General features: G+C 65.4%; 16 protein-coding genes. 1 reads left to right on the top strand and 15 read right to left on the bottom strand.

What is annotated here, in order from left to right:
- Positions 1–51 precede the first annotated feature (51 nt).
- From ACOQFR_RS09620 to ACOQFR_RS09555, 14 genes are all read right to left on the bottom strand, one after another.
- Positions 52–474 (bottom strand): hypothetical protein, encoded by a 423-nt coding sequence (locus tag ACOQFR_RS09620; protein WP_421381316.1) that lies wholly within the window; start codon positions 472–474, stop codon positions 52–54.
- A 27-nt stretch (positions 475–501) separates the two neighbouring features.
- Positions 502–1317: a hypothetical protein gene (locus ACOQFR_RS09615; RefSeq protein WP_421381314.1), complete on the bottom strand. Its 816-nt coding sequence runs from the start codon at positions 1315–1317 to the stop codon at positions 502–504.
- A 336-nt stretch (positions 1318–1653) separates the two neighbouring features.
- Entirely contained in the window at positions 1654–1926 is a 273-nt protein-coding gene (locus tag ACOQFR_RS09610) for a JAB domain-containing protein (RefSeq protein ID WP_421381312.1), read from the bottom strand.
- A gap of 201 nt (positions 1927–2127) precedes the next feature.
- Entirely contained in the window at positions 2128–2583 is a 456-nt protein-coding gene (locus ACOQFR_RS09605; RefSeq protein WP_421381310.1) for a hypothetical protein, read from the bottom strand.
- The gene (locus ACOQFR_RS09600; protein WP_421381308.1) at positions 2583–3149 is read right to left on the bottom strand and encodes a hypothetical protein; all 567 of its coding nucleotides are present in this window, start codon (positions 3147–3149) and stop codon (positions 2583–2585) included. Before ACOQFR_RS09600 ends, ACOQFR_RS09605 begins: the two co-directional genes overlap by 1 nt.
- A 50-nt stretch (positions 3150–3199) precedes the next feature.
- On the bottom strand, positions 3200–3346 hold the full coding sequence (locus ACOQFR_RS09595; protein ID WP_421381306.1) for a hypothetical protein: 147 nt from the start codon (positions 3344–3346) through the stop codon (positions 3200–3202).
- A 105-nt stretch (positions 3347–3451) separates the two neighbouring features.
- On the bottom strand, positions 3452–5038 hold the full coding sequence (locus ACOQFR_RS09590) for a DNA primase family protein (RefSeq protein ID WP_421381304.1): 1587 nt from the start codon (positions 5036–5038) through the stop codon (positions 3452–3454).
- Positions 5039–5092: 54 nt separating this feature from the next.
- Entirely contained in the window at positions 5093–5275 is a 183-nt protein-coding gene (locus tag ACOQFR_RS09585) for a hypothetical protein (protein WP_421381302.1), read from the bottom strand.
- 481 nt (positions 5276–5756) lie between these two features.
- Entirely contained in the window at positions 5757–6266 is a 510-nt protein-coding gene (locus ACOQFR_RS09580) for a hypothetical protein (RefSeq protein ID WP_421381300.1), read from the bottom strand.
- A 223-nt stretch (positions 6267–6489) separates the two neighbouring features.
- On the bottom strand, positions 6490–7251 hold the full coding sequence (locus tag ACOQFR_RS09575) for an N-6 DNA methylase (protein WP_421381298.1): 762 nt from the start codon (positions 7249–7251) through the stop codon (positions 6490–6492).
- Positions 7252–7288: 37 nt separating this feature from the next.
- Positions 7289–7696 carry a hypothetical protein gene (locus tag ACOQFR_RS09570; RefSeq protein ID WP_421381296.1) on the bottom strand — a complete coding sequence of 136 codons (408 nt, stop codon included), beginning with the start codon at positions 7694–7696 and terminating at the stop codon, positions 7289–7291.
- A 153-nt stretch (positions 7697–7849) separates the two neighbouring features.
- The gene (locus ACOQFR_RS09565; RefSeq protein ID WP_421381294.1) at positions 7850–8437 is read right to left on the bottom strand and encodes a hypothetical protein; all 588 of its coding nucleotides are present in this window, start codon (positions 8435–8437) and stop codon (positions 7850–7852) included.
- Between the two features lie 59 nt (positions 8438–8496).
- The gene (locus ACOQFR_RS09560; RefSeq protein WP_421381292.1) at positions 8497–9270 is read right to left on the bottom strand and encodes a hypothetical protein; all 774 of its coding nucleotides are present in this window, start codon (positions 9268–9270) and stop codon (positions 8497–8499) included.
- An 18-nt stretch (positions 9271–9288) separates the two neighbouring features.
- Complete coding sequence (locus ACOQFR_RS09555; protein WP_421381290.1) at positions 9289–10998, bottom strand: hypothetical protein; 1710 nt, start codon at positions 10996–10998, stop codon at positions 9289–9291.
- Between the two features lie 177 nt (positions 10999–11175).
- Between ACOQFR_RS09555 and mutS the strand changes: the two genes are divergently transcribed.
- Complete coding sequence (mutS, locus tag ACOQFR_RS09550) at positions 11176–13776, top strand: DNA mismatch repair protein MutS (protein WP_421381288.1); 2601 nt, start codon at positions 11176–11178, stop codon at positions 13774–13776.
- Positions 13777–13809: 33 nt separating this feature from the next.
- Here mutS and ACOQFR_RS09545 read toward each other — a convergent pair whose 3' ends face one another.
- The gene (locus ACOQFR_RS09545) at positions 13810–14577 is read right to left on the bottom strand and encodes a DUF6090 family protein (protein ID WP_421381286.1); all 768 of its coding nucleotides are present in this window, start codon (positions 14575–14577) and stop codon (positions 13810–13812) included.
- Positions 14578–14580 lie beyond the last annotated feature (3 nt).

Below are 14580 nucleotides of genomic sequence, written 5' to 3'. Positions count from 1 at the left end.
CACAAAAAAAGGGCCCAGCAAGTGGGCCCATTTTCGTCATCTCTCCGGCATTCAGGTCGGCTTGACCTCGCCAACCTCAACGGTGCCCGTGCCACAGCGACTTCCGCAGGGGCCAAAGGGACGGGGGAAATGCGGGAAGTAGATCGAACCGCCACCACCGCTTCCCGTTGGAGTGGTGTTTATCGCGATCTGGGCCTCATATGCTTCATCGAGCTTCTCGTCGCACTCCTTCGTCAAAGGCATCGAGAACGTGCCGAGGGGCGTGGTGCCAGGCTGGAGAATGAAGCGGACCACCATGCTGACGCGAGTTCCCTCCGGATAATCATCGCCAAACTGCTCTTGCAGCGCCTCTGCGACATCGTCGCGGCTATCGACCGTGCCGACGTTCACTTCACCGACAAACTCATAGTCGGTGCAAGCCCAAGCGACCGCCGAAACAAACAGCAATCCAAGCAAAACTTTGTTCTTCTTCATACATACCCCTAGTCTGAGTTTGGCTGCTTACTTTTTTTCTGACGCGTTATTCGGACGAAAACTGGCTTCAAGCGTGGTCAAAAACTGTTCGAAACCAGGCCTCAAGTCAGGCTGCGCAAACGGGGGCAGTCCGCGAGTAGCCCGCGCGTCCTGAAGCCGTAGCCAAGCCGCTTCAGCCCAAACGTCGGCGATCAAGCGCTGCTCCGCGCTCAGATCCCCAGCAATGGCGTAGTTCTTGGTGGCCGCGGTGTAATAGCCACGGCGAAGCGCCAGCTTGTAATAGGCGCTTCCGATTGCACCGTTTCGATATTGCCGCAGAGAGAAATGAATATCTCCCCAAGTGACCAAGGCGAAAATAGAGCCGCGGGCTGCTGCGTCTTCAAGAAGAACAAAGGGCTGATCGCCATAGCCGCCAGCGGCCGCCATGTTGTAAGCCAATATGACTTGCGCTCGAAGATCTACCTTCGCTGCTTCTTTAAGCTCATCCATCGAGGCTTTGCGCAAACGGTCGTAAGCCTCGGGGTCAAGAAACCCAAACTTGTGCAGCCACGCGGCATCGGCCTCGCTGGTGGCCTCGTTGGACGGATTAGTCGGATCGAACCTGTGTTTGTCGCCGACGACCGTCAGCAAGGACGACGGAAGCGCGGGACGTTCCTGGACAGCCGGCGCGCTCTCATTCTCGGCCGGGTTTATATCGACAACTGGTGCCGGCGCGCTCGCCTGGGCTGCCGGCGACACACCGGTGATCGTGGTTGCCTCCGGCTCATCTTTTTTCCAGACGAATAGAGCAAATACGCCGGCCCCAATCAGTAGTGCGCAAGCAAGAACTGGCAATGGTCGCACTGGTCGTATTCCTCTTCTGAAATCCAAGTTCTTCTCCCATCTTCAGCATTGGCCTCTCGTGCCGCAACGAGGCAGTCTCAGCCAATGGAACAAAAGACGCTCTTCTACGCTAACGGTTGGTGCGTTGCAGGTTGACGTGGAGCGACGTAGTTAGTGAGTGTGCACGTATTATGAGCATTAATGCTCACCTGGTAAGTATGGCTATCTGGCACTACTCACAAGACGGCCAGCCCTCGTTAAACACGCGCCATTCCGACAATAGCCGTCGATGACATCTGATATCTCCACGAACTGGGTAGGGCCGGGCTCTCACTGTGGCCTGGATGTAGCGAGGCCTCAAAGGAGGCCCCGCTGCGCGAAGGAAGTGGTCCCTGCGCCGCTGACCACGAAGTGGTCGAGGATGCGGTGCCGGGTGTCCAGGTAGACCACACCGAAGACTTCGTGGTCCAGGTGCGCGCAGCGGGCTTTCAGGTAGTCGGCGCAGGCGCCGGGGTCGCGGATTTCTCCGTGCCGCTTCAGGCGTCGCTGGAGGATTTTCTCGGCGGCTTCGAGGATGGCCTGTTCTTCGGGGGCCAGGGTGTAGGCAGAGGCTTTGCGGGTGCGTGGCATGGTGTTTTTCTCCCTTCGGCGCAACAGGCGCCGCGTGGGAGCCGACCGCTGAAACGGCAGGCGGGGTGCACCGTAAGCGAGCACGGCGAAGCCGCGCGCAGCGGGGGCGGAACACCGTGGAGCAGGGCTTGCCCCTTGCGCCCCGACGAGTGAAGGCAGGATCCCTTCAAGCGGCCCGCGTCGATGGGGAACCTTGCCCCGCTACGGCCTCGGCAATCCTGGCACCTGGTCCATCCACGAACTGGATCCGGGGTCTGCTTCTGCCTCCAGCGGGCCTTCGCACGGCTGGAACCGCAGCGCGTGCAGTGCCTCCGGCGTCTCGGGCCAAAACGCTTCGCCTGGCTCGCCCAGGTAGTGGTCGCCCTGGACGGCGCCGCAGCCGCTGCAATGGTTCGCGAGGTAGGTCATCCCGGAAGTGCGCGTGGGCGCCATGCGCATCCATGGCGCGTGCACTCGGACCTGGTCGGACACAGCGCCGGAAAGCGCGCTCACGAACGACAGCAACGCCGGGTCCGGCTCGTGCTCGGGCTCGTCGCCGGGCTCAAACACATAGGTGTGCTCCGGCACCCACAGACGCGCCACGGGCGTTGGGGCTTTGCAGGCGTGGCAGGTGGCCGTGCCGGTCAAGAGACCGAACGAGGGGGCGCGCACGCGCATCAGCCGCGCCCCACCTTGCGGAAGTGAGCCTGGAGTTCCGTGTTGGCGCCGATGGCGTCGATGAGCTCGCGATCGACGGGTTCATCTGGAAGGGCCATCACAGACACCTGGACGTGGTGGTTCCCCCAGCCCACGCCATCGTGGATGAAGAAGTCCTCCAGGCGATGGACGGGCTGGCCGGCGACGTGGGTCAGCTTCGGCCACCGCACCCGCTCCACGCCCAACGGCCATTCGGGGTGCAGTGCTTTCGCAGCTGAAGCATGCTCGGCCAGCAGCGCCTCGGCCCGCTGGAGCGCGTGGGGAAGTGCCTCGAAGCCTTCGTCGAGCCGGACCTCCTCATAGATACCGTCGTAGTCCAACGTCCGCTCGAACAGCACGACCATCCAGCTCTTGCCCCGCAAGCGTTCCCGCTCGGCGCGGATGCCAGCCTCGATAGGCAGGTGGTAGGGCTCGGCGATGCGCCAACCGCAGCCGGGGATAAGAGGGTCCAGGGGCACCATCCGGGAGGCCTGGGTGGGGCCCTTCCGGAAAAAGTTGCCGGTCTTGCCGTCGGGCTCGTGTGTCATGGGCCAAGCTTAACCGGGGGGCGTCGCAGGGGGCGAGACTGCTCCTGCGACTAGAAGATCGGAGGCTTTCTAGGTGGTGCCGCTTCCGTATCGCCTATCGCCTTGTTCAAGCTTTCTTGGCTGGCTTTGGCGCGAAGGACGGGGTCCTTGCTCCATTTGGCGCGCAGTTGAAGCCACCACGATTTGAGCCACTTCATGCCTTTCTCCATCGTTGAGCGGTTAGCAGCCGGCCACCAAACCTGGCCGGGGAAACGCCAGCCTACCGCAACCGGCCTTGGTGGCGGGCGCCGTGGGGCCACGCCTTATCCGAATGGCGTCTCGTCCACCCCGTCGTTGTCCGGCGCATCGTCGGTCGGCTTCGGCCGACCCGCGACATGGATCTCTCGGCACTCGGTCTGGTTGCCGTTGATACGTCGGTTGCTGGCCGGTCCGGAGACCAGGCCAGCGATCTTCATGCCGTTCCAGAACTGGCGCGCGGTGAGGATCTCGAAGCTCTCCAAGCTGCGCTTCTCGTGGAAGGCTTTGAACCGCAGGTAGACATCCTTGGCCGGCATCCAGTGCCCGTCCCGGCGGCTGACCTGTTCGGCGTCCACCCATGCGGCGACCTGGTCCGAGTTGTGGCGGGCGTCGCGCTTAGCCGCGCGAACTTCTTCGGGATGTTCGTGGTCGGCCAAAGCGCGTCCACGGGCGACGATGCGGCGTGCGCCCTCGAGCATCCAGTCGAGAACCAACTGGGCCTCCTTGGCCAGGATGTCCTGAACCAGGGTCGGGTTCATCTTCTCCGCGGCCACTGCGTGCTTCCAGTGAACGATGTCCAGCCGGCGCCAGACACCGTTCGACTTGTCCCGGATGAACGGCTCGCTGTTGCTGGTGATGATCCACTTCGCCTGGGAGCGATAGGACGCGAGCGCCTTCTGGTGCTTTCGGTTCACGCCGATGCCGTTGCCAGAGACCAAGGTTTTGAACCGCCCCTCGGCCCAGCGCTCGCACTCCACTTCATCCACCAGGATGAGGTTGGCGCCGACCAAGGGCTCCAGGGAGAACGTGTCGCCCAGCGTTTCCAGGTTCAAGCGCGCCACCTGCCCCTGCATGGCTTCCACGATTTCGGCCAACGTGGATTTGCCCGACCCCGCCGCACCGTGCCACCAGGCCGCGCGCGAGTAGCTGCGGGGGAGAAGCGTCATGCCGCAGTGCTCCTGCACAAGCGCCAGCACCTTGGGGTTGTCGAAGGCGTGGTGCAGGAACCGCCCAAACTGCGACGTCGGGGGAAGGCCCTGCGGAGCGTAGGAAGACCCCGCCGGGCGCTTGCATGCCACGTTCACCGAGTGGGTCAGGCCCAGCGACCGGTCCGGCGCCAGCACCCGATACCCGGTAGGCAGGATCTCGATGTAGCCGTCCGAGCAGGGCACGATAGACCGCCGAGTGTCCAAGGCAGGCAGCGGCCTCTCAATCCGCAGTCGCTTCTTCGCCCAGGACCAGCAACCCTCCGACTGCTTGGCGCCCGCCGCGTGTGGCGCGTGCGCTTCGATCCACTTCGCCGCAATGGCGTCCCCTGCGGCATCGGAGACAGCCGTCCAGCAAATGCCGCTCCAACGGTGGATGACTTCGCCCTCGCCTGCGGTGGACTGACACGTCCAGTCCCCACTGCGAATGGCCTGCTGCGTGTAGATGTGCGCGATGCTCGCCGGCTTGGGCCGGTTCGTTCGGCCATCGGTGCGGTGCTCTTTCAGCCAGGCAGCTTCCTTTTCGGATTGCTGCTGTTGGCGAGCATGCGTGAGCGAGGCCACCGACGCGGGAGGCTGGGGCCGCCCGGGCTGTGCCGGGGGACGAAATGCGCCGGTGGAGTTGACAGTGTGCCCATCGCTAGGCACCTTGGCGGTGTTGGTCATCTTGTTTGTGCTCCATTCCAATCCCTCGCCCTAGCCGGCGGGGGATTGTTGTTTTCAGGCCGCGTTCTTGTTGGGAAGCGGGGGAAGAACCGCATCCAGGATGCGGCGTAGCTTGTCGCTGGGCTCAAGCCCGTTTTCCGCAGCGGCGTGCTGTAGGCGTTCCGCGAGCGGGCGCTCAACGCGAACTTGGATCTTCACGTCTTTGCGCGGCGGGCCTCGGCGTTGGGGGTGGGACATGGTCGATTTCCTTTCTTCGAGTTGGAGGACAGGCGGGATACAACCATCCAAGCAAAAAAACGCCGCGCGTCAATCTGTCCGGTGAAATCTCTTTGCTAACAATCGTCGCGATAGCCAGCAGGTATTCCGAGATCTGGCATTGCCTGCTGGCCTTCCTCGCCAGGATTTCGGCAAGTTTGCCCAGCAGAAGCATTAGCCAGCAGAGAAGGCCAGCAGCGCTAACTCATTGAAAGATGTTTCTTTTTGCATCAAGGAATGAGCACTGCTGGCTTGTTGGGTGAAAAAACGCTGTTTTTTGGAAAACTATTTAGTCATTGAACTTTCGACGCCATCGCTGACAGTTGCTCAAAGAAAAGTAAAAACTCACCCAGCAGGCCAGCAGCGCATCGATCTGGAGTTTTTTTCCTTTACGGTGCGGACACTTGGCGCTGCTGGCCTTCTCTGCTGGCTATTGCCAGCAGCCGAACGGATAGCCAGCAGACTAAAATGCATGCATGGGCGCTTCCTCCGCGTTGCGCTGTTGGTCGCAGTCGCGGGTGGCTTTGCGAACGGAAGCAAACGCCAACTTTTCGTCCGACACCAACGCGTTTCCGACGGTGATGGCGCATTCGCGCAGCGGCTTGTTGTGGACAAACTGATTGGCCAGCAACTGGAGGGCCGTCATCGCCGAGCAAAGCGGATCCAGGTCGTTGGCGACCACGCGCAGCGAGCCCAAGTCGCCTTTCCAGTGGCGCAGCTGGCCGAGCACGAGGCCACCCGCGCCAGACGTAGGCTCGTAAAGACTTGGCGATGCCGTGGCAAGCGGATGCCGCCTGTAGTGGTCCGCTACGAGCTCGCCCTTCAAGTCGGCCAGGTCCCAGGGCGTGAAGTGCTGCCCCAGGCCATTGCCTCCAAAGCGCCCCAACGCTTCGGCGTGCACCAGGGTCAGCACGTCCGTGAACGGAGGCTGCTCCTTCACTGCGGCGAGGTAGACGTCCGCGGCTTCGAGCATCGCGTCCACCTGGGCGCGCGAATACTCATCCGCGGTCAACCCGTCCAGCGGCTCATAGCAACGTGCGGCGACCGGGCGTCCGCCGAGCCTAATCGTTGCTCGGCAAATCCCTTGCAACGTTGCATGCGTGAACCAAGACAATGCCTGGTTCGCGTCCCACGCCTTGCGTTGGGTAGGGATTGCGCGGAGGGCAGTAGTGAGCTTCTCAATAGACGCCGCCATATCAGCCCTCGTTCCCTACCGCTTCGGCAACCGGGACGTCAGTGGCCAGCGCCGCGGTCGCGGACTTCCAGTTGTCCCGGACCCTGCTCACCATCGCGATCTCACCGGTCCTGCGAATGACATCGCCGACTTCGAGCGCGACCAGGCCGATGTAAGCCCCGTGCACCCACTGATTGGCAATCAACTGCAGGGCCGCAAGGGCAATGCACAACGGATCAAGATCCACGGCCTTGCCAGTGAACGCGGCCAGGCTCTCGGGTCCCTGCTCCCTGTGCTTGCGTTGGAGCATGGCCAGCATGAGTGCGCCAGAACCGCAGCACATGTCCAGCATGTGATCGCTGTGATCGAGAGGAAGGAACCGGACCATTCCTGCCGACAACCCGCTGGGCGTAAAGTGCTGGCCATTCCCATCATCCCCAACGCCCATCTCCGCAAAAACGGGTGTAAGAAGGTCCTCAAACGGTTCCGCGGCTTTCACCGCTTCGAGGTAGGTCGGCAGCAACGCATCCTCACCAGGCAGCCAAGGCGCACCACGCGGCCGCTCAATGCGCCGAAACGCCAGGGCGACAGGGTCCACGGAAAAGGCCATGGGGCAGCACTCCCCCAGCTGGCCTACGGAGTGCTCCAGAGACAGGAGCGAATACTGCGCGAACCTGTGCAGCTGCTCACGGGGACTGGCGGCGGCCGCTTCGGGAATGCGCCGAATGGCTTCAACCAGGCTGCGGACCTTGGGGTCGGTAATGAACTTGAACTTTTTTTTCATCGTCGTAATCCTGTTGATGTTATGTAGCGTCAGATGGTCAACCCCCCCTGCCCTGCATCGCCAGCAACAAGTTGACGCCCTGCAGCCAGCGAACCAACGCCTGGCTGCGCTCAACGCTATGCAGGCGGCGGGTTTCAAGCTCCGACAACGCCTGGGCCTGGTCGCCAAACTGCTCGAAAATCTCTCGCTGCGCGCTGGCAGGCAAGCTTTCGAACTTCTGGCAGTTGCGAGCCATCTGCCGGGCGAACGCCTCGCCCAACCCGGCTTCGCGCATGCCTTGGGAGGCTGCCATTGCCATCAAAGCCTCATACACGTCCTGGTGGTCCGCACCTGCGTGCGAGCCCTGTGCGTGATTGCGCTCGTCAGAGGAAGCGCCTGCGTCGGCGCGATGGTGCGGCTGGTCCGGCGAGCCGCTGGGGCCGACGCGGGTCGAGTTATTGCTCATGGGAAAACTCCGAGTTCGCACCGTGGTGTGCGAGGGGGATCATGAGCAAGCGCGCAAGAGGGCGGCCTAACTGCCGGGTCAGAAACTTTCTGACTTTTTGGCCTGGCTGTTAGCAAAAAGCCCGCGAAACGCGGGCTTTTGTTTTCTGAGTTTTTAGTTGTGAGCCGCTGAGGGGTGCAGGCGGGCTTCGTTCAGCAAGCCAACCACTGCGGCATCGTATGGGTGCCTCGCCCCTTCGCTGACCCACGGCGCTGCCAGGGCCTCCAGCCAGGTGTAGCCGACCAATCCCATGCCTTCAGAGACCGCGGCGTGGCCCACTACGAGGTCGTCGGCATTCACGGCCCACAACGCCATGGTGTTCAAGGCCAACAGGGACATCCCTCTCCTGCGCAGCAGCTCATCCAACTTGGCCTCGAGCGAAGCGACCTTCTGTTTCAACAGGTCGTTCTCGCTCTTTTTGGCCTCGAGCGAAGCGACCTTCTGTTTCAACAGGTCGAGCTCGCTCTTTTGAGCCGGCTGGATGCGGTGGAAGTAGTCCCACCGATAGAAGACCTTCCCGTCTTCCTTGGCTTGCTTCCATGTCGGCGTTTCCTCGCTGCCTTGCTTGCGGCGCTTGGCCAGCGCATCGGGCGTGATCCCCAGCATGTGCGCCGCGACCGCCGGGCTCACCCATTCGAGCTTGCCCGCCTCGGCATCGGCCAGCTCACGCTCATGTTTCTTGCTCAGCGCGGGCGGCGCCAAGGGATCCCGCTTCGGGCGCCCACGGCGCGCGGGCACACCCATGATGTCGGGATCGCGGCTCAGAGCCGGCCACCGGTCGGCGCGAACCGCGGGGGCTCCGTTTTCGACGGCGCCTCCCCCATGTTGTTTTCCAAGTCCTGCGCACGCTGGCGAGCGCGGCCCGCGGCCAGCGCGGTTTCGATCTTCCCGAGGACGTTATCGAACGCGGTGGCGTAGGGAGCCCGGGCCGCTTCACTGGCCCACGGCATGGCCAAGGCTTCCTCTAGGGTCGCCTCCACCAGGTCGTCGCCGGCCGCGTCAAAGTCAGCGTCGTCCACCACCCACGCGTGCCCGACCAGCCGGTCGTCAATCCGCGCCCAGGGCTGGACCTCAACGGTGTCAGCCAACACGAGGAAGCAGACGATGCCGTGGCGCTTGGCGCGCTCCCGGGCCTTCGCAAGCTGGTCCTGGGCGGCCTTCAAGTCTATGGCCGCCTGGATGCGTTCGGTCTCGCGCTGGACCCGCTCGGTGTCGGTGCGCATGCCGCGGGTGATGACGCTACCCGTGCGCGACTGCTGGAAGGCGTCGAGCGCCTCAAGCGTGAACCGCATGCGCTGGTTGCGCGCCGTGGTGCCGGGCCGGACGGGGTTCTTGATGGGGTCGGGCCCGCAGCCGCTGCGGACCCAGGCCAGGAAGGTCTTGTAGTGGACGCCCAGGTAGAAGGCTGCCGCGTGCGTGCTGACGCTGGGCGGGTTGCCCGCCTTGGCGTCGGTGATCTCTTGCTGCCACGCCGCCTTGTCTGGCGGGGGCGACGCTGCGTCGGGGTCGCGTTGAAGGGTGAAGGAGCCGTCCATGGCCCAGTGTATCGGCGGCTACTTGCGCGGGACAACCGGGAGCGGGGGCCAGTCCGCCGGGGCCAGTTCGTTGAAGAACGCCGGGGCGCTGGATGCCATCAGCTTCTCCACCCGCTGCAACGCTTCCTGAAGCTCGGTCCACTCCGGCTCCTGGTAGCGCTGGGACGACTTGGAGCCCGCGTCTTCATCCTCCGCGCGGGGCGGCAGGTGATTGAACAGGCGGCTGGTGATGCGGTCGGGGATCTGGAGCTTGCCCGCGTAGCGCCCCAGGGTGCGGCGCAGGTCGTGGGGCGTGGGCCCGAACTCGACCGGCAGTTGGTTCCCCAGCCCGCGCATGATCGCCTTGCTGTCCTTGTAGTGGCCGTCCTTGGCGCGCTGGCTGCGCGCGGGATACACCCAGCGGGCCCGTGCGTCGTCTTCGGGCAGCCGCCGCTCGAACCGTTGCCGGAGAAGGGCGACCGAGAACGGCCCCAGTGGCATGTTGTGGTCGCGGCGGTTCTTGGTCTTCGCAAACAGCACCTGGGGACCGGTCTTTTTCGTCGTGGGATTGATCGCGGGCCGCCCTTCCCGCTTCGCCGCCGGATCCATGCTGTCGAGCCACACCCAGGACACGTTCTGACGCTGGTCTTCGGGCACGCGGTCATACCAGGCCAGTTGCGCCGTCTCGTTTCGGCGGGCGCCAAGGAACAGCGTGGTCAGCAAGTAATAGACGCCGCTTTCGTTCTGGCCCTTCTGGGCGACGCGCCGGCCCCACAAGTATTCGATGGCCTGGCCCAGGGTGTTGTCCTCCTGACCCAGCGGGTTGCGGACCCGGGCCTTCTGGTAATAGTCCTGCAGCGCCTTCGCGTCCCGCATACGGCCTTCTTCCCAGAGCACCTGGAAGTCGTTGCCGACCAGCAAGGGAGGGCGGTTGGCGCTCTTGGCCTGGCGGGCTTCCTTGTCCAGGACGTAGCGCACGGCGCGGGAAGCGCTGGCAAAGGTCTGCTCAGCCGCGCTCACGCCCGCGGCGCGGATGCGTTCTCGCATCGCATCGCTCTTGACCCCCAGCTGGCGCAGTTCGTCGTCCGTGAGTTCGACCCGCTGCACGCTCTTCATATACAGCTTGATCGGCCCAGTGAGGCGGTTCGACCGAAGCGCCGCGGACAGGCGCGTGGCCTCGAACGCGGTGATCACCTGCGCTTCCGCCAGGTCCTTGAGGGCTACCTGGCCCAGGCCGACCTCGGGACGGTCCAGCCGCGCCTTCGCGTTCTTGAGCATCTTGAGGGTGCCCTCCCTGGCCGGGCGGGCGCGGCGTGCCAGCATGTCGTGGTAGAGCTCGATCGCGCCGTTGACGGTCAGCCGGCGGATGGCCTGCGTGGACAGTTCGTCGCGCTGAACCACCCGGGGGTGGGCGTCCTTCTTCTTGGACTGAACCATCAGCTCCAGGGCGCGGAGCTGGGCCGCCTCGAGCGAGAGTTCCCCGGCGTCCCCGATGGTGAACCGCATCACCCGGCCGTTGATGCGCCGCTGGACCTCGTAAGTCGCCTTGGTCTTGCCCACGTAAATACCGAAGCCCTTGGGCGCCCCGTCGTTGCCCACTAGGCACCGCCACGGGGCCCCGTCGGGGTTGGGCTCCAGGGTGGCTTTGCCCCGCGAGAGAACCGGCTGGCCCTCGCTGTCTAGCTTCGGCCGCTGGCTGCTGCGAAGCTGTCGGAGTTGCTCTTCGGTGAATACGAGCTTGAAACCCACGGGATCGCCCTCCTCTGTTGGCTACGTCCAAACCGCCCGTCCCGGCGTTTGTAGCCAAATCATGCCACTTCTTGAGGCATCTGTGGATCTGGCTACATGGTGGCTACATTTCACGCTCCCGAACACTCCCGAGCACTCCCAACCGCCCTCACTTCTGCCTGGCACGAAACGCACTAAATGACTGATAACGCTGAACAACCGCGCCAGAGCAAGGCGTCTGGCGAACACACGCCACTGATGAAGCAGTTCTTCGCCGCCAAGGCGGAGCACCCCGACATCCTGCTGTTCTTCCGCATGGGCGACTTCTACGAGCTCTTCTACGACGACGCCCGCAAGGCGGCTCGCCTGCTCGACATCACCCTGACCCAGCGCGGCGCCTCGGCCGGCGCGCCGATCCCGATGGCGGGCGTGCCCGTGCACGCGATGGAAGGCTACCTGGCCCGGCTGGTGGCGCTGGGCGAATCGGTGGCCATCTGCGAGCAGATCGGCGACCCCGCCCTGGCCAAGGGCCTGGTCGAACGCAAGGTGGTGCGCATCGTCACGCCGGGCACGGTGACCGACGAAGCCCTGCTGCAGGAACGCCGCGACACGCTGCTGATGGCGGTGTCGCGCGGCCGTGGCGGTTTCGGCCTGGCCTGGGCCGACCTGGCGGGCGGCCGCTTCCTCGTTTCGGAAGTGGCGACCGAAGACCAGCTCGCGGCCGAGCTTTCACGGCTCGATCCGGCCGAGCTGCTGCTGCCGGACGAGGATGGCTGGCCGGCGGGCGTGCTGGCCCTGCCCGGCCTTCGGCGCCGACCGCCCTGGGGCTTCGAGGCCGATGCCTGCCGACGCCAGCTGCTGCGCTTTTTCCAGCTGCACGACCTCACCGGCTTCGGCCTGGAGGACAAGACCCTGGCCGTGGGCGCGGCGGGTGCCCTGCTCGCCTACGTCGAGGAAACCCAGAAGCAGCGGCTGCCGCACCTGACCGCGATCGCGTTCGAGTCCACCGACGACGGCATCGTGCTCAACGCCGCCACGCGCCGTCACCTTGAACTCGACAGCCGCACCGATGGCCGCATCGAGCACACGCTGCTTGGCGTGCTCGACTCCAGCGTCAGCCCGATGGGCGGCCGCCTGCTGCGGCGCTGGCTCAACCGCCCGCTGCGCGACCGGCGCGTGCTCGGCGAACGCCACCACGCGGTGCAGACCCTGATCGGCCAGGCGGCCTGCGAGCCCCTGCGCGAACGCTTCCGCGGGCTGGGCGACCTGGAACGCATCCTGTCGCGGGTGGCGCTGCGTTCGGCGCGCCCGCGCGACCTGTCCACGCTGCGCGACGGCCTGGCCCTGCTGCCGGACCTGCGAACGCTGCTCGCACCGCTGGACTCCCCGCGGCTGCAGGCGCTGTCGGGCGAACTCGGCGAGCATGCCGAAGACGCCGCCATGCTGGCGGCCGCCATCCTGCCCCAGCCGCCAGCGCTGCTGCGCGACGGCGGCGTCATCGCGCCCGGCTTCGATGCCGACCTGGACGAGCTGCGCACCCTGTCCACGAATGCCGACCAGTTCCTGGTCGAGCTGGAAGCGCGCGAACGCGCCGCCACCGGCATCGCCACGCTCAAGGTCGGCTACAACCGCGTGCACGGCTATTTCATCGAGATCAGCAAGGGCCAGTCCGAACGCGCGCCGACCCACTACACCCGCCGGCAGACGCTGACCGGCGCCGAGCGCTACATCACCGAGGAGCTGAAGAACTTCGAGGACAAGGTGCTCAGCGCGCGCGACCGGGCACTGAGCCGCGAAAAACTGCTCTGGGAAGGGCTGCTCGACGCACTCAACCTGCGCCTGGAGCCCCTGAAGCGCTGCGCGGCGGCGCTGTCCGAACTGGACGTGCTGGCGGCCTTCGCCGAACGCGCGCAGGCGCTGGACTGGTCCTGCCCCGAACTCACGGACGCGCCCGGCCTGCGCATCGAGCGCGGCCGCCATCCGGTGGTCGAGGCCGTGCGCAGCGAACCCTTCGAACCCAACGACCTGGTGCTGGACGACGACCGCCGCATGCTGGTGATCACCGGCCCGAACATGGGCGGCAAGTCCACCTACATGCGCCAGAACGCGCTGATCGTGCTGCTGGCCCACATCGGCAGCTTCGTGCCCGCGAGTCGCGCGGTGATCGGGCCGGTCGACCGCATCCTTACCCGCATCGGCGCCGGCGACGACCTGGCGCGCGGCCAGTCCACCTTCATGGTCGAGATGGCCGAGACCAGCTACATCCTGCACCACGCCACGGCGCAGTCGCTGGTGCTGATGGACGAGATCGGGCGCGGCACGTCCACCTACGACGGCCTGGCGCTGGCCGAGGCCTGCGCGCGCCACCTGGCGCAGCACAACCGCGCGCGCACGCTGTTCGCCACGCACTACTTCGAGCTCACCGCCCTGGCCGAGCCCGGCAGCGGCATCGCCAACGTGCATCTGGACGCCGTCGAGCACGGCGACAAACTGGTGTTCATGCATGCGGTGAAGGACGGGCCCGCCAACCGCAGCTTCGGCCTGCAGGTGGCGGCGCTGGCCGGCCTGCCGCGCGCGGTGGTGGAGCAGGCGCGGCGCACGCTGGCCGAACTCGAGCAGCGTGGTGCCCCGCAGGCGGCCGCCGCTTCGACGCCCGCGGCACTGGATTCGCCGCTGCAGTTCGGGCTGTTCGCACCCGCGCGCTCGCCGGCGCTGGAGGCGCTGGCGGCGATCGATCCGGACGAGCTGACGCCCAAGCAGGCGCTGGAAGCGCTGTATCGCCTCAAGCTGATGCCGTGACGTCCACCCCGGCGATGCGGGGCACGCACGCCACTAGCGTTCGCGCTGCTCGATGATGTCGGCCAGCTCGCCCGCTTCGCGCTGCAGCCCGGCGGACAGGGTGATGGCCAGCCCGTTGGTGGCGATCCAGAAGCGCAGGTGGCGCAGCAGGGACGGCGACGTCCGGAACTCTTCCAGCACGGCCAGCGCCTCCGCTTCGGAAACCGGCGAGGGGCAATCCACCAGTTCCTGGGATTCCGAGGCGCTGGCGTAGCAGTTGGCCCACAGGTATTCCTGGATGGCCCAGGGCGTCATGCCGCGCACCTGCTCGCGGTAGGCGGGGACCACGCCCAGCACTTCCTCGATCGCGCCGCCGGCATTGCCGGCGTAGTGGTGCGATATCAGCGCCCGCAGCTCCGGATCGCGGATCAGGCCGAACTCGCCGCTGGCGCGCAGCTCCTGGATGGTGGTGTCGTCCATGCGGTAGGGCCAGATCTGGCTGGCCTGGTAATAGGCGCGAAGCGTTTTCCAGGCCGAGCCCTCGTGCAGCGTGCCCTTCTCGGCGTGCGCCAGGGCCGCGCGGCCCTCGGCGTTCACCGCCTGCCACAGCCGGGTCATGGTCGCCAGGCGCGCCGCATCGGCGCGCAGTTCGTTCTGCATGCGCAGCAGGTAGCCCTCGGCGCGCTGCGCCTCCTTGCGCTCCTCGTTCCAGTTGCTCACCTGCAGCGCAATGATCACGCCGACCACGACGATGAGGATCTCCATCGCCACCGACGACCAGTCGCGATTCCTGAGTGCTTGCGTGACGTTTCGCAGCTGCATCGT

Source organism: Arenimonas sp. MALMAid1274, assembly GCF_049195245.1.
GTDB lineage: Bacteria > Pseudomonadota > Gammaproteobacteria > Xanthomonadales > Xanthomonadaceae > Arenimonas.
Note: the sequence above shows the minus strand (reverse complement) of the source record. Positions and strands in the feature narration are given on the sequence as shown.

Coding starts and splice junctions, on each gene's coding strand:
- ACOQFR_RS09605 (WP_421381310.1), bottom strand. CDS start 2,583: ATGCGCGTGCGCGCCCCCTCGTTCGGTCTCTTGACCGGCACGGCCACC.
- ACOQFR_RS09590 (WP_421381304.1), bottom strand. CDS start 5,038: ATGACCAACACCGCCAAGGTGCCTAGCGATGGGCACACTGTCAACTCC.
- mutS (WP_421381288.1), top strand. CDS start 11,176: ATGACTGATAACGCTGAACAACCGCGCCAGAGCAAGGCGTCTGGCGAA.
- ACOQFR_RS09545 (WP_421381286.1), bottom strand. CDS start 14,577: ATGCAGCTGCGAAACGTCACGCAAGCACTCAGGAATCGCGACTGGTCG.
- ACOQFR_RS09620 (WP_421381316.1), bottom strand. CDS start 474: ATGAAGAAGAACAAAGTTTTGCTTGGATTGCTGTTTGTTTCGGCGGTC.
- ACOQFR_RS09610 (WP_421381312.1), bottom strand. CDS start 1,926: ATGCCACGCACCCGCAAAGCCTCTGCCTACACCCTGGCCCCCGAAGAA.
- ACOQFR_RS09560 (WP_421381292.1), bottom strand. CDS start 9,270: ATGGACGGCTCCTTCACCCTTCAACGCGACCCCGACGCAGCGTCGCCC.
- ACOQFR_RS09580 (WP_421381300.1), bottom strand. CDS start 6,266: ATGCTCGAAGCCGCGGACGTCTACCTCGCCGCAGTGAAGGAGCAGCCT.
- ACOQFR_RS09585 (WP_421381302.1), bottom strand. CDS start 5,275: ATGTCCCACCCCCAACGCCGAGGCCCGCCGCGCAAAGACGTGAAGATC.
- ACOQFR_RS09600 (WP_421381308.1), bottom strand. CDS start 3,149: ATGACACACGAGCCCGACGGCAAGACCGGCAACTTTTTCCGGAAGGGC.
- ACOQFR_RS09595 (WP_421381306.1), bottom strand. CDS start 3,346: ATGAAGTGGCTCAAATCGTGGTGGCTTCAACTGCGCGCCAAATGGAGC.
- ACOQFR_RS09570 (WP_421381296.1), bottom strand. CDS start 7,696: ATGAGCAATAACTCGACCCGCGTCGGCCCCAGCGGCTCGCCGGACCAG.
- ACOQFR_RS09575 (WP_421381298.1), bottom strand. CDS start 7,251: ATGAAAAAAAAGTTCAAGTTCATTACCGACCCCAAGGTCCGCAGCCTG.